Raw genomic sequence first — 13,379 nt, forward strand, 5'->3', positions numbered from 1 at the left:
GGTTATTTTACATGTTTCATTCTACTAACCATTACTAAACTTCCAAGATAAAATAGGATAACGTAACCTAATAAGACTAGAAAACTTGAAAGTTCAAATTCAAAAATTAAGTTAACCGGAAGTGCAATTGGCATCCAAAGCACGTTTAGAAAAGTTTTGTTTGTCGCAAAAACGATAAACAAACATTCGACAAACGCAATCAGTAAATTGCCACCTTTTCCCATAAATAGACTCAAAAACATATGAAAATGATTAAGCATAACTAGCAGTAAGCATGTGATTATAGCAACATAAGCAAAATAAGAAACATTATCAAGCTCAATACCAACGGCTAACCAAAGTAAAAACGTGGGAACCATCACTACCAAATCAGCAGCCACAAGCTTCATTGTCCAAATGGTCAGTTTATGTTTTTCGCTTCTGATGTTTTGAAAATGATTGGCATCCATTTCTTGCTCATGTAGCAAAAGGGACACAACACTCATCACAATGCAATAGCCAAGCATGTATATGAAAACAAGATTTTCCAGTATAGTCGGGTTATTAACAAGCAAAACATACGGCAAAATTGTCGCTAATTGTAAAACTGAAAGGACTAATATTAAGTAACAGGCATAGGAATTTTTCCATTTTAGCAACTCACTTTTTAGATAATTCATTGCTATTTTCCCTCCATTTCAGTAAAAATATAAATAGCAAACACATCAAGACTGATAATGCAAGCGAAGTAACAATCAGCTGAACATCAACCACTCCTGCAACATCTAAATCACCTGACGGTTTTAATCGCATCATGCCATAAGCAATTTTATAATGGTAAGTATAAGGAAAAACATACCAAATTGGTGCTTGTGCTAAAAAAGGCGCAACCAATAGGCAAATCAATGAATTTCCTGCTAATAAAAGATAAGGGCTCAACCATTTTGACAAGAAATAAAGAAACGAAAGGTTCCAGATAGAAGCTAACATAATCAAAATCAGACAAAGAAAATCCTTGCCGATATTCACCGACATCACTCCTGAAAATAAAAGCGAAACAAGATAGAAAATCAAAGTAAATATTACCGTTGCCACAAAAATATCTTTTACTTTTAAAATCAGCTTAGCGAGATAAATCTTGAACGTTTCTTTTCCTAGATGAATATTTTGAAAATGCCCTGCTTTTTCTTCTGCTTTATAGTCATAAAGAAACAACAATCCGATTAAAGTGTACAAAAAGATAGCTTCCCACCAATAAACCGAAAAACTTTCTAAAAGACTGTAACCAGAAAGCAATACTGCGATAAAAATCGTCAAAAAAGGCACAAAGAACAATAATTTTTTATCTGAACTCGACTTTTGCTTTAACCATTCTGATTTCAATATTTTTTTCATCCTAAGCACCTCCATGAACGATTTTAAAGAATAATTTTTCCAAATCATCATCGTGAGTATTAGCTTCATCATAGAAAATTTCGCCATCATGTAAAATGACAATGTGGTCAGCAACTTTACTAACTTCGTGGAGTTGATGACTTGATAGAAGAATGGTCATGCCAGTATTTTTCAAATGAGAAATCAAATCCAATAATTCCTTAATTCCATCTGGGTCTAAACCATTTGTTGGCTCATCCAAAATCAACAAATCAGGATTTGTTATCATAGCCATACCAAGACCCAAGCGCTGTTTCATTCCTAATGAGAAGTGCCCAGCTTTTTTCTTACCTGTATGAGATAATCCAATCAACTTCAGCACTTCTTTGATTCGAACGTCAGAAATATCATATAAGAGTGCGCGTGTTTTTAGATTATCAAAAGCTGACAAGTTCATATAAATCGCTGGTGATTCGATAAGAGCACCGATGTTAAAATCTGAACTAGATTTCTCACTAATCTTTTCACCATTAAAAATAACTGCACCGCTGTCAGCTTCTTCTAAACCAAAAATGATTTTCATAATGGTTGATTTACCAGCTCCATTAACACCAAGCAAGCCACAGACACTTCCTTTTTCAATTTCAAATGAAATACCTTTTAATATCTCTTTATCTTTAAAGGATTTTTTCAAATTTTTAACTTGAACACCCATAATGCTACCTCCTTTTTATAGATTAACTATACCGAGACTTTTTCAGGATTTGTTCAGAAAAAGAAAATAGCACCTAAAAAAGATGCTATTTTTTGATAGATAAACTAACTGTCGCTCCACCCGTTGGGGGATTTTGTAATACAAGTTTTCCGTGGTGCTTTTTAGCGACTGCTTGTGCAAATGACAGACCAATGCCATAATGCTTGTTACTTCTGCCTTTATTTTCTGTGTAAAAAAGATTATCTGCGCTCTCTAAAGCTTCTTTTGTAAAAGCAGGACCATTATTCCAGACGGTAAAAGTCAGAAAATCTTCCTTCTCAATCACTGAGAGTGTTACTTTTTTATGACCCGAACTATACCTAGCAGCATTTGACAAGATGTTAATCAGCGCACGACTTAAATTAAGTTGATTTCCTTTGAAAAATTCAGAGTTCACGCGCTTAATTACACTAAATTCAGCTCCTTGCGCATCCATGATTGCCTTTGCTTCGGTAGTCAGTTCTTCTAAAAATTCTGATAAGCAAAGCTCTTCCTGATATTTTTTTTCTTCCACTAGTAAGCGAGAATAATGAATCATGTCATTAAAATATTTCTCAAAAGTTTGGATACTGTTATTAGCTGAAGTCAGGAATTCTAACTGTCCTTTTGTTAAGCCAGTCATTTCAAGCAACTCCAAATTTCCCTTTAAAACTGTCAAAGGAGTCTTGATATCGTGAGCCAAAGCTGCCACTTGAAAGGACAAATCTTTCTTTGCTTTTCGCTCTGCCTGAAGCAAAGAAACTAGCTCCGCATCTTTCTGGTAAAGCATTGATAAAATGTCATTGAACTCTGTCATTTCAGTCTGAGAATGTTTGATTGCTACTTCAGGCTGTCCCATATTCATAGAGATCTCTTGAATTAATCGAAAATTTTTAGTGAATTCCTTTAAGAGCCTTGAAACTGACCAAATGACTAAAATGAGCTCTAGTATCAAGAAAAACAAATATGAAAAACTGTTAAACGATAAATGCCTCAACCTAGGGTTAACAAATTCAGGCAAAGTCGGACATCTAACGATAAGCACATAGTTTGAATTACTGAATTTTGCATAGCGAATCGTTCCAAAATCCTCAGACCTAGCATGATTAAAGGCAGCTCTATAACAGCCATAATCTTCTCTCTGATACTTACCTGAGCTGATTTTTCCAGAAGACTTTTCAAATAATATATAATCAAAAGTCGTTTGGTTTAACCGCTTAGCAATCTTCTCAGCAGAGGCACTATCTTTAATATCAACTTTAAAATCAGAACCGTAACTATTTAGCTGACCAGTCATCGCTAAAACATAGCTGAGTAAAAAGAGCACAAAAACATTAAGCACCGTTCCAATCACTATCTCAGAAACGCAACGTAAAACTCTTCTTTTGATTGAATACTGTTTAGTCATACCATTTATATCCCATTCCCCTTACAGTCTTAATCGGATTAATATCATATGCAGAAAATTTCACCCTTATCTGATAAACATACTCCGATATCGAGCGAAATAGCGCATCTGCCTCATCATCGTAAATGTGACTATAAATATCTTCCCGCGTAAAAACTTTATTACGATTAGCTGATAACAAATCCAGCAAATCATATTCTCTGCTGGTTAACGGGACAATATTGCCATTAACACAAACTGTTTTTTCCTGCAAGTAAAATGTAATCGGCAGCAGTTCACGGATAATTTTCTCATCAGATTCAGCTTGTCTAAAGCGTTCTTCACGTTTTAAATGCGCAGCAACCTTAGCCACCAGCTGCTTCACACTAAATGGTTTTGTAATATAATCGTCCCCACCAAGATTTAAACCAGTGACAATATCATCTTCTTCATCTTTTGCACTCACAAAAATAATCGGCGCACTCACCTTGTCACGAATCTGTCTGCAAACTTGCAAGCCATCAATATCAGGCATCATAACATCAAGTAAAATCAAGTCAAAGCCTTGAAAATCCTTACTATTTAGTGGTAATGTTATTCCCTGATAAGTTGTCACATCGTAATTTTTCATCTCCAAAATCGTACGCATCAATTTCAAAATCTCAAAATCATCATCTACAACTAAAATTTTATACATTCATATCTCCTAATTAACACTCAAGTTTTCATGATAGTTTACCATTATTATTTCAGAATTTGTTCAGTACTTGAATCAAAATTTTCCAAAAGCTCTTTCACGTATAAGTCTGGATGGTTGATAGAATACTGACCGTGAGCTAGACCAGATTTGATTTCAAGATGGCTGTCTGGCAAAATATCGTGAAGCATTTTAGCTGAAGCATGCATCTTTTTAGTTTCTTTTTCTCCTACAATAATGCGAACACGCGCTAACGAATTCTTCAATTTTTTCTTTACTTGATACAAGCTACTTGCTTTTGTAAAAGCAATCAAATTTTGCTTAGAAAGTTTCACCGTGTCCTCATAATAATGTTCAAACAAATCAGCTCGAATGCCAAGATAACGAAACTGCATCTTTGCAAACCACTTCTTCTTAATCAAAGGAAAACTCATCGAAAATAGCAGAGCGACCAAACCTGCTGTCAATTTATCTGGAATAATGACAGCACTTTCTACAATAGCGTACTGACAAATATCTTTTCGCAAAGCAAGCATTTCTAAAAGAATCTGACCACCAAGCGACAAGCCAGCAATCAGCAAAACCGAGCCACCATATTCTTTATCGATGTAAGCTAGCAGCTGCTTGGCACTTGCTTCTATACTGACAAAATCAGCATTGCTACCAGCATGCCCATCAAGAATCGGCACGACCACATGATAATTTTTACACAGCAGCTCCATCTGAGATTGATACTGCCACCAGGACAAACCGCCGCCGTGAAGTAACACGATAACGTCTCGATTTTCTTGACCAACTTCAACAACTTTCATCACAATCTCCTCCCCAAAATGCTAACAAAAAAGACCAAAAGTCCTAGTAAAATAATAACACAGCACAACTAATCAAGTACCTGTTATCATATTACCATACTTTTGGTTTTATTTGATGGGGGTAATGTTTTTATATGAGATATAATCCCAATATTACACTTCACCAGATTTTCGACACCTAGAACCCTACTTCGCTGTTTCAGCAGCTTGCCTTAAAATTCAAAAGCAAGCTAAATTCTTATTCTGCGTTTTTAACTAGTAATCCTACACACTCAACATATGCTGATAGTTACCAGCTATGCTACGGAACAAAATGAAGGTTGTCAAATTTGAGATTATACTACAGAACGAAACTCTCCCTATTTTTTAACAATGAGTCTAATAGATGGCAAATATTCGTATTCTCAATTGATGATACCTAGACCATATTCACAAATATAGACACCTTACTTGCAATCATTAATATTAAAAAATGTCCGCATCCATCCAAGATTCACTAATTTTATTCATTTGCATCTCTAAATATATGATAGGCATGCCTTACACTTTAATTTATCACTTTTCAATACCGTTAGGTAAGATTGCATCAACCTCTTTCTCCTTAAAAGTCTGTTCTTCTTCCTTTTGTAAAGCCTTCTGTGCAATTTTGTAGCTTTTCTTATCAGTCGCAGGGTAATTGTTATTGACCTCTGAAACTTTTTTACAGAGAACATCTCTCTTTTTTCTTATTTCACTATCTTCAAGTACTTCAAAATCAACTAATAAGGAAAAATACCCTTCTCGAATATCCCACAATGCATTTGCTGCGTTCCTATGCTGACTTACTTCATTTTGAATCTTATATTCCTTGGTATAGAGGTTTAGGCACAGAGATAATACAGCTGAGATTCCACCTATCCATGTCAACATAACCTTATTAGTTATAATACTGGCAAAGAATCCACAAGAAGAAAAGGCAGTCAATATAATCTGCGCAATTTTCACAAATTTATTTTCTTTTTCAAGGCGATCAGCTAATTTATGATGAGCTGTATATGTGTAAATAACTTTCCCGCATGCCTCCTTGATTTGATTTCTAAGTTTATCTCTGTATTTCTTATCATCCATAATTTTACCGCCCTACACCATTTTATTTAGGATTTTACCAAGTACATCCCAACCCTTAGATGTATCAACCTGCATTCCACTACCAGGTGCCAATAAACTTGGAGGAAGCAGCCCGTTTAGTGAAACCTGATTATAATAATCAAGCAGAACTTGCTCATATGATTTAGTATAACTTGATGAACCGCCTTTTCCATCAGTAAAACGCCAGTTACCCATTGCAACATATACAAAAGAATCTATTAAAATTCCGGACAGATGATAGCTTGAATAAGATTCGTCTCTTATGGTTCTTATATGCTTACAGGTAGCGCACAACAGACCATTAGATGAGCTGTTTTTATCCTTCATCGCTTTCTGCTCTGACTTTGGATCTGTTGTTCTCCAATTTCCTCCCATATTAGTGTCAGGATACTTATAGGTGACCGCACCACTCCAGCTCATCTGTGGGAAAACTGGTAATACTTCAAACTTCATTCCGTCAGAAAAATCTATTTTAACAACCTGCCCATCCGCCCTAATATTACTTCTTGAATAAGGTGTTTCAATTGCATTTTTCACAGCCTGCAAAAGTCGAGATTGCCCATTTCCTTTAGAATATGAATACCTATTATTATATTCATATTCCGGAATTTCAATAAGTATATCTATATCACTTGTATTTATTGCTGTGTTCCTTCCATAAGAACCAACATAGAGACTATGTGCAGTTTCACTCGTAGAATTCCAAAATTCTCGATTTATAGCTTTAGTAACCGTATGGTATCTACTGGCTATACTTTGACGCGTTACTAAAGGGATAACATTATCGTGTCTTATTACGCTTAAACTCATAGTGAATAATCCATTTCATTTTTTTGTTTTTGATATCTTTATTATACCACGAAAATAGAAGAAAACTGCCACCTTTCGGTCACAGTTTCTCACAATTCAACTTCAGTCCCTTCAAGAAAGGCAACTATAAGTTGACCATTCTTTAAGATGCTGATATGGTCTAGAACTTGACACATCTCAAAGGAATCGAATACCTACGAAGTCCTATTTATTATATCAGCCAGCAACTTATTATAGTATTTTTCTAATGGACGATTTTCTTCCAGAAACTTATTCCACTTTGACCTTGTAGCGGTTGCTACACTGCAAAACATTACGTTTCCTTCGACTTGTCGTCCAATTCTTTCTGCCAAAGGCTGAACCACATTCAGCACAAAAGACCTTAGTCGCAAATGGATTCCCCTTGTTTTGCATCATATAGGATTTCAGTTTGTGCCTTACCCTGAATTCTTTCCACCTTGTAATTTCCAGTTGAACCATATCCTACACATCCGCATCTATGATAGCTTTACGATTATTGGCGACATAATATTGATTAACTTGTCCTTCGTTCTCCGAGCGTTTCTTGGTCAGAAAATCTACCGTATAAGTTTTCTGAAGCAAGGCATCACCTTTGTACTTCTCATTCTGAAGCATTTTAAGAATTGAACTGGGATACCAGTTAGACTTTCCCGACCATCCTTTGATATGATTTTGATTCAACTCTCACTCTGATACTTCCCCTCTATACGACAAAAAAGCCTTGATATCAAGGCTTTTCATTATATCTTTTATTCAAAGGTTTCTAGGCTTTTACGAGCAGAGCAACACATTCAACATGATGCGTATTCGGGAACAAATCTACTGGTTGTACTTTTTGGAGTTTGTAGCCAAGTTCTTGGTAAAGTTTGATGTCACGCGCCATAGTTGCTGGGTTACATGAGATGTAAGTGACTTTTTCTGGTTGCATGGCTACGCTTGCTTTGATAAAGTTTTCTGTCAAGCCTTTACGTGGTGGGTCAACCAAAATGACGCTTGGTTTGATGCCATTTTTGCTCCATGTCGCCATGGCATGTTCTGCAGAATCAGCCACATAATGCGCATTAGTAATGCCATTAAGTGCAGCATTGCGTTTAGCATCTTCAACCGCTTCTTCAATCACTTCAACACCATAGACTGCTTTGACATTTTTAGCAAATGAAAGTCCAATTGTTCCAATTCCAGAATAGGCATCAATCACGATGTCATCAGCCGTCAAATCTGAAAAATCAATAGCAGTTTGATAAAGTTTTTCAGCCATTTCAGTGTTAACTTGGTAGAATGAACGCGCTGAAATTTCATATTGATTACCAAGCATGCTATCAACAATCGTATCTTTTCCATAAAGTGTTCTAAAGTCATTACCAAAAATCGCATTGGTATTTTTATCGTTGATATTTTGGACGATTGATTTTACGGCTGGAAATTCAGCAACGATTTTTTCGATGATTTGCTCGATGCGGAAAATTTTCGGACGTGTTGTGACAAAGACAAGCATCATTTCACCAGAATAGTGTCCACGACGAACGACCAAGTTACGAATCAAACCAGTTTGCTCTTTTTCATCATAAGGTTTGAGGTCAAAACGACGAAGCAAATCACGTGTGAAATTAATCAAGCGGTCAATCTCTTTATTTTGAATGTAAAAATCAGAAATTGGCATCAAATCGTGTGAATGTTTGCGGAAGAAACCAGTTTCCAGTTGTCCATTAACACGGCGAACTGGCACTTGCGCTTTGTTACGATAGGCGTAAGGGTGTTCCATACCAAGTGTCTCAGCCACTTCAACATCTGAAATACCAGCTGTTTTGTAAAGATTATCCGCTACTTGTTTGCGTTTAAATTTGAGTTGTTCTGAATACGCAAGGTGACCAAAGTCTGCGATTCCTGTGCGCAAATAGTCAACATTCAAATCTTGGTTACGGTGTTCAGAAATTGTCAAGTATTCCTCAACCTTACCAAATCCAATATTTTTCTTCACTTTCAAGACGCGCATCTTGATTTTTTCACCTGGAAGAGCATTTTCAACAAAAAAGACAAAGCCATCAACCTTGGCTACTCCAGCTCCTTCATGTGATAAATCTGTGATTTCAACCTCAACAATGCTATTTTTTTCTAACATATTTTCCTTTCAACAAGCCTGTAAAGTTCAAGCTTCTAATAATCAATTCTCATTCGGTTACTTTTCTCAAAAAAAGAGAAGCATAACTGCCTCTCTATTATATCATATCTCATCTAGCGTAAGCCTAGTTCTTTCAACTCTTCTTGATATTTATTAAAATCAATCGAAATACCTATACCGCCATACATGTCATAATCATCTGTCCAATCCCCTTCTTCAGGAATTGTCTTTTGCTCAATGCCTTTTTTGCCGCTCGTCACTACACCCAAACCTTCTTTTACAAGAAATGGATAAGAAACGTTAGTTGAGGTAAGAGCATAAATTTTTCCGATTGCAGCTGAACCAGTAAAGAGTTTTGACGGATCTTTAATCTGGCTGACGATTGCTGAAATAACTTGTTGCTGGCGCTGTGTACGTCCATAATCTCCGTCATCATCCTTACGGAAACGCGCATAATTTAGCAAAGTCCTGCCATCCATCTTTTGCTCACCGACTTCAATGATTTGGTTTGGAACGGTTCCATCAGCTCGCATATTAAGATCATCAGGCACTTCCACAGAAGACACTTCTTGACCGTCAACCGTACCAAACTTGGCATCGATGTCAACACCATTAGGGAAAAGCGTGTTAATTGCTTCGGCAAAGGTTTCAAAATCGACCATAACATAGTACTTGATATTAATATCAAAATTATCCTTCAATGTTTTTCGCATCAACTCTGCACCTTGACTCTCATCTTGTTCGCCGATATTAAAAGCAACGTTTAATTTTTGGTCATTAGCATAGTCGTTATAGCTGACACCGTTAATATTGACAAGAGTATCGCGCATAAAGCTAACTAGCTTTACTTTTCCTTCTTTGTTGCCGATGTTTAAAACCATAATGGTATCTGTTCTGGCATCTGATGACCCTTGAGAAATTCGCTTATCACTTCCAAGAATCAAAATATTAGTACCATCTTTGCTATCTTGTCCATTAAAAGGCTCAGTAACAGCTGCTGAATAATTCGTTTCACCACTTGAGACTTCTTTCACTCCATGAAAAAACATGTAAATCATTCCTGCCATAACCAAAACGATTAGCATGGCAAAAAATTGTAAAAAATGTTTCAAACGTTTTTTACGTTTCTTCTTTTTAGAATTTTTTACTTTTTTGACAGGCTTGTCATCGATGCCTTCGTAATAGTCTAGATAAGAAGACTTTTTTGGCTTTTTTTGATGTTTACGCTTAGGACGTGAAGTTTTTTCAAACTTTGGATATTTAGGCAAACCTTGTGAGGTTACTTGATCATCATAGCTATCATATCCAGAATAATCATCATAATCTACATAAGCAGCACTATCTTCATAATCGTCGTAGTAATCATTATTATAATCATCGTAATAGCCATAATCGTCATACTGGTCATCATATGTCTCGTTATAGGCAGACGAAGAGTAATTTGATGGCTGTTGCATGCTCATCAATTTTTTCTGATAAAGATAATCAAACTCTTCTTTTTGTTGGGCATTCAGATATTCTAAATTGCCCAAAAGATATTGATACCTTAATTCTTCATGTCGACTTAATCTATTATTTGCCATATCTTATACCACTCTTTCATTCTAGCTAACTAAAGTCAGTACAAGTTTAACGAAACGACTATATTCTTATTATACTAAAAAATGGCAGCGCTTGCTACTTTGGGCACAAACCTATCAAAAAACACCTGATTTTGCAGGTGTTTTTTAGTGTTATAGTTTGTAAACGTCATAATTGCCTAGAGCTTTGTAATCAATGCCCAAAAGCTGCAGTTCCTCAAGAGCACATGCGACTAAAGCTTCATTTGAATTGTCTACATCAACAATGAAAAAGTATTCTCCAAGAGCTGTCTTCAAGGGACGACTTTCGATTTTTGTCAAATTAATCCCACGCCAAGCAAAGACTGACAGAGCTTTATAAAGCGCACCAGGCAAATTATCCTGCAAAGTGATAGCTAAAGACAGTTTTTGCTGAGACTTAGGCAAATCAAATACAGGCTTTTGGCGTCCAAGTAGCCAAAAGCGCGTGTAATTTTCATCCATTTCTTGAATATCTTTTGCGATAATCACAAGACCATACTCTTTTGCCGCTGCTGCTGGAGCAATGGCTGCGTATGGCTCATCAGGATTTTCTGCAATATAACGCGCGGCATAAGCAGTACTTGCTGTCATTTCGATTTGAGCATTTGGATAATGTGCTTTAATGTATTTCTTGCCCTGAGCAATAGCCTGAGGGTGCGAAAAAATCTTTTCGATTTTTTTATCCTGTGACGTTGCTAAAAGCTGTTGCTTAATCGGCTGAATCATCTCGGCAACTGCTTCAATATTGGCTTGGTGATAAAGATAATCAAGCGTTTCATGGACAGAGCCCTCAATTGAATTTTCAACTGGAATAATGGCATAATCCACGACACCTTCTTCATAAGACTTAATTACTTCTGTGATATTGGCAAATGGCATGCGCTCGTCATCTGGAAAAGCCTTAACAGCAACATTGTGCGTAAAAGAACCACTCGGTCCTAGGTAGCCAACTTTCATCCGATTTCCTCAACAATTTCTTCTGGTGTTTTTCCAGCGACTTCGATAATGCGATTAGCTGCTGACTCATACATTTCTCTACGCCCATCAAAGATAGCTTTAAATGCTTCTTTGCTATTATTGATAAATAGCGGACGCACATTTTTTATATCATTTTTGATACGGTCATAAAGCGTGTCAAAATCAGCTTTAAGATAAATCGTCTCACCATTTTTGGCCAAAATATCACGGTTAATAGGATTAATCACAACACCGCCACCAGTGGAAATGACATGCTCAGAATTAACCAACTCTGCTAGCACTTGAGACTCAATCTCACGGAATTTTGCTTCGCCTTCTTTTTCAAAAAAGTCAGCAATCGACATGCCAATGCGCTCCGTAATCAAAGCATCCATATCGACATAATCTTTATCTAAAAGTGATGAAATCGTTGACTTACCTGACCCCATAAATCCGATAATAATTCTAGCCACGTGACAACACCTCCAAATCATTAAAGAAGCTTGGGTAACTTGTATTGATTGCTTCTGCTCTTTCCAACTCAACATCGCCATCTGACACTAAAAGCGCAGCAATTGCTGTCATCATGCCAATGCGGTGGTCACCAAAAGTATTGATTTTAGCACCATGAAGCGGTGTTTTTCCTTTGATAATCATGCCATCATCTGTTGGTGTGATGTCAGCGCCCATTGCATTAAGAGCATCCGCAACCACCTGAATGCGATCAGTTTCTTTGACCTTCAATTCTTCTGCATCACGAATCACAGTTGTGCCATTTGCTTGAGTCGCAAGAAGAGCAATAATCGGTAATTCGTCAATCAAACGTGGAATGATTTCACCACCGATTTCAGTACCATGAAGTTCAGAAGTTTCAACGGTAATTGTCGCAGATTTTGCGATGTCATCGACATCTGAAATCGTCATCTTGCCGCCCATCGCTTTAATAACATCAAGAATACCAGTTCGCGTTTCATTGATACCAACGTTCTTCAATGTCACTTTTGCATTTGGGACAATAAGCCCTGCAACGAGCCAGAAAGCTGCTGATGAGATGTCACCTGGCACCACCACATCTTGACCAGTGAATTCTTGACCACCTTTGATGCGAATTTCTTTGCCATTGACATCAATTTTCCCACCAAATTGAACAATCATATCTTCGGTGTGATTGCGAGTCTTCTCTTTTTCGATAATGACTGATTCGCCATCTGCCTGCAAAGCAGCAAAGATAAGTGCTGACTTGACCTGAGCAGATGCCACAGGAAGTTGGTAGTGAATTGGTTTTAAAGCTTTGCTACCATGCATAGTAAGTGGTGGCAAGTCACGCTCAGTCTGACCTGAAACCTCAACACCCATTTGACGAAGCGGAATCGTCACACGGTCCATGGGGCGTTTTGACAAGCTATCATCTCCAAACATCTCAACAGTAAAATCTTGCCCAGCCAAAACACCAGAAATCAAGCGAATTGATGTTCCTGAATTTCCCATATTCAGTTTATTTTTTGGTGCTTTAAGTCCGTCAAAACCAACACCTGTAATGGTAACAAGCTCACCATCATCTTGAATATTTACACCCAAATCACGAAAAACTTGCATCGTTGACAAAACATCTTCGCCACGCAAAATATCGCGAACAGTCGTTTTTCCCTTAGCAAGACTTCCAAACATGATTGAACGGTGGCTAATTGATTTATCGCCAGGAACACGCAAGGTTCCTTGTAATTGTGACACATTTGTCAATAATTTCATACAACTCTCCCA

15 protein-coding genes are annotated in these 13,379 nt (G+C 37.0%); all 15 read right to left on the reverse strand.

Annotation, left to right across the window (positions count from 1 at the left end; genetic code table 11):
- Positions 1-2: 2 nt before the first annotated feature.
- Complete coding sequence (locus tag ACN0NP_RS01370; protein ID WP_423217406.1) at positions 3-659, reverse strand: ABC transporter permease; 657 nt, start codon at positions 657-659, stop codon at positions 3-5.
- Positions 640-1,374 carry a lantibiotic ABC transporter permease gene (locus ACN0NP_RS01375; protein ID WP_423217407.1) on the reverse strand — a complete coding sequence of 245 codons (735 nt, stop codon included), beginning with the start codon at positions 1,372-1,374 and terminating at the stop codon, positions 640-642. Before ACN0NP_RS01375 ends, ACN0NP_RS01370 begins: the two co-directional genes overlap by 20 nt.
- A gap of 1 nt (position 1,375) precedes the next feature.
- Entirely contained in the window at positions 1,376-2,068 is a 693-nt protein-coding gene (locus tag ACN0NP_RS01380) for an ABC transporter ATP-binding protein (protein WP_423217408.1), read from the reverse strand.
- Between the two features lie 85 nt (positions 2,069-2,153).
- A complete protein-coding gene (locus ACN0NP_RS01385; RefSeq protein WP_423217409.1) occupies positions 2,154-3,494 on the reverse strand; it encodes a sensor histidine kinase in 1,341 nt (446 codons plus the stop codon).
- The gene (locus ACN0NP_RS01390) at positions 3,487-4,170 is read right to left on the reverse strand and encodes a response regulator transcription factor (protein WP_024343836.1); all 684 of its coding nucleotides are present in this window, start codon (positions 4,168-4,170) and stop codon (positions 3,487-3,489) included. Before ACN0NP_RS01390 ends, ACN0NP_RS01385 begins: the two co-directional genes overlap by 8 nt.
- A 47-nt stretch (positions 4,171-4,217) precedes the next feature.
- Positions 4,218-4,982, reverse strand: coding sequence for an alpha/beta fold hydrolase (locus tag ACN0NP_RS01395; RefSeq protein WP_423217410.1), 765 nt, complete (start codon positions 4,980-4,982; stop codon positions 4,218-4,220).
- A 555-nt stretch (positions 4,983-5,537) separates the two neighbouring features.
- A complete protein-coding gene (locus ACN0NP_RS01400) occupies positions 5,538-6,089 on the reverse strand; it encodes an SLATT domain-containing protein (protein ID WP_423217411.1) in 552 nt (183 codons plus the stop codon).
- Between the two features lie 12 nt (positions 6,090-6,101).
- Positions 6,102-6,920 carry an SMODS domain-containing nucleotidyltransferase gene (locus tag ACN0NP_RS01405; RefSeq protein ID WP_423217412.1) on the reverse strand — a complete coding sequence of 273 codons (819 nt, stop codon included), beginning with the start codon at positions 6,918-6,920 and terminating at the stop codon, positions 6,102-6,104.
- A 270-nt stretch (positions 6,921-7,190) separates the two neighbouring features.
- Complete coding sequence (locus tag ACN0NP_RS01410) at positions 7,191-7,400, reverse strand: recombinase zinc beta ribbon domain-containing protein (protein WP_423217413.1); 210 nt, start codon at positions 7,398-7,400, stop codon at positions 7,191-7,193.
- Positions 7,401-7,403: 3 nt separating this feature from the next.
- The gene (locus tag ACN0NP_RS01415) at positions 7,404-7,622 is read right to left on the reverse strand and encodes a recombinase family protein (protein WP_423217414.1); all 219 of its coding nucleotides are present in this window, start codon (positions 7,620-7,622) and stop codon (positions 7,404-7,406) included.
- A gap of 82 nt (positions 7,623-7,704) precedes the next feature.
- On the reverse strand, positions 7,705-9,060 hold the full coding sequence (gene rlmD / locus ACN0NP_RS01420; RefSeq protein WP_423217415.1) for a 23S rRNA (uracil(1939)-C(5))-methyltransferase RlmD: 1,356 nt from the start codon (positions 9,058-9,060) through the stop codon (positions 7,705-7,707).
- A gap of 113 nt (positions 9,061-9,173) precedes the next feature.
- The gene (locus tag ACN0NP_RS01425) at positions 9,174-10,643 is read right to left on the reverse strand and encodes an LCP family protein (protein ID WP_423217416.1); all 1,470 of its coding nucleotides are present in this window, start codon (positions 10,641-10,643) and stop codon (positions 9,174-9,176) included.
- A gap of 150 nt (positions 10,644-10,793) precedes the next feature.
- Positions 10,794-11,618 (reverse strand): prephenate dehydratase, encoded by an 825-nt coding sequence (gene pheA, locus ACN0NP_RS01430; protein WP_423217417.1) that lies wholly within the window; start codon positions 11,616-11,618, stop codon positions 10,794-10,796.
- The gene (locus tag ACN0NP_RS01435; RefSeq protein ID WP_423217418.1) at positions 11,615-12,091 is read right to left on the reverse strand and encodes a shikimate kinase; all 477 of its coding nucleotides are present in this window, start codon (positions 12,089-12,091) and stop codon (positions 11,615-11,617) included. The genes pheA and ACN0NP_RS01435 overlap by 4 nt, the downstream gene beginning before the upstream one ends.
- The gene (gene aroA / locus ACN0NP_RS01440) at positions 12,084-13,367 is read right to left on the reverse strand and encodes a 3-phosphoshikimate 1-carboxyvinyltransferase (protein WP_423217419.1); all 1,284 of its coding nucleotides are present in this window, start codon (positions 13,365-13,367) and stop codon (positions 12,084-12,086) included. The genes ACN0NP_RS01435 and aroA overlap by 8 nt, the downstream gene beginning before the upstream one ends.
- Positions 13,368-13,379: the final 12 nt, after the last annotated feature.

It is taken from the genome of Streptococcus equinus (assembly GCF_049393805.1).
In the GTDB taxonomy this organism is placed as follows: Bacteria; Bacillota; Bacilli; order Lactobacillales; family Streptococcaceae; genus Streptococcus; species Streptococcus equinus.

What these genes read in the sequence shown, in the direction of transcription:
- ACN0NP_RS01370 (WP_423217406.1), bottom strand. Translation starts at nt 659, where the DNA reads ATGAATTATCTAAAAAGTGAGTTGCTAAAATGGAAAAATTCCTATGCC.
- ACN0NP_RS01375 (WP_423217407.1), bottom strand. Translation starts at nt 1,374, where the DNA reads ATGAAAAAAATATTGAAATCAGAATGGTTAAAGCAAAAGTCGAGTTCA.
- ACN0NP_RS01380 (WP_423217408.1), bottom strand. Translation starts at nt 2,068, where the DNA reads ATGGGTGTTCAAGTTAAAAATTTGAAAAAATCCTTTAAAGATAAAGAG.
- ACN0NP_RS01385 (WP_423217409.1), bottom strand. Translation starts at nt 3,494, where the DNA reads ATGACTAAACAGTATTCAATCAAAAGAAGAGTTTTACGTTGCGTTTCT.
- ACN0NP_RS01390 (WP_024343836.1), bottom strand. Translation starts at nt 4,170, where the DNA reads ATGTATAAAATTTTAGTTGTAGATGATGATTTTGAGATTTTGAAATTG.
- ACN0NP_RS01395 (WP_423217410.1), bottom strand. Translation starts at nt 4,982, where the DNA reads ATGAAAGTTGTTGAAGTTGGTCAAGAAAATCGAGACGTTATCGTGTTA.
- ACN0NP_RS01400 (WP_423217411.1), bottom strand. Translation starts at nt 6,089, where the DNA reads ATGGATGATAAGAAATACAGAGATAAACTTAGAAATCAAATCAAGGAG.
- ACN0NP_RS01405 (WP_423217412.1), bottom strand. Translation starts at nt 6,920, where the DNA reads ATGAGTTTAAGCGTAATAAGACACGATAATGTTATCCCTTTAGTAACG.
- ACN0NP_RS01410 (WP_423217413.1), bottom strand. Translation starts at nt 7,400, where the DNA reads ATGGTTCAACTGGAAATTACAAGGTGGAAAGAATTCAGGGTAAGGCAC.
- rlmD (WP_423217415.1), bottom strand. Translation starts at nt 9,060, where the DNA reads ATGTTAGAAAAAAATAGCATTGTTGAGGTTGAAATCACAGATTTATCA.
- ACN0NP_RS01425 (WP_423217416.1), bottom strand. Translation starts at nt 10,643, where the DNA reads ATGGCAAATAATAGATTAAGTCGACATGAAGAATTAAGGTATCAATAT.
- pheA (WP_423217417.1), bottom strand. Translation starts at nt 11,618, where the DNA reads ATGAAAGTTGGCTACCTAGGACCGAGTGGTTCTTTTACGCACAATGTT.
- aroA (WP_423217419.1), bottom strand. Translation starts at nt 13,367, where the DNA reads ATGAAATTATTGACAAATGTGTCACAATTACAAGGAACCTTGCGTGTT.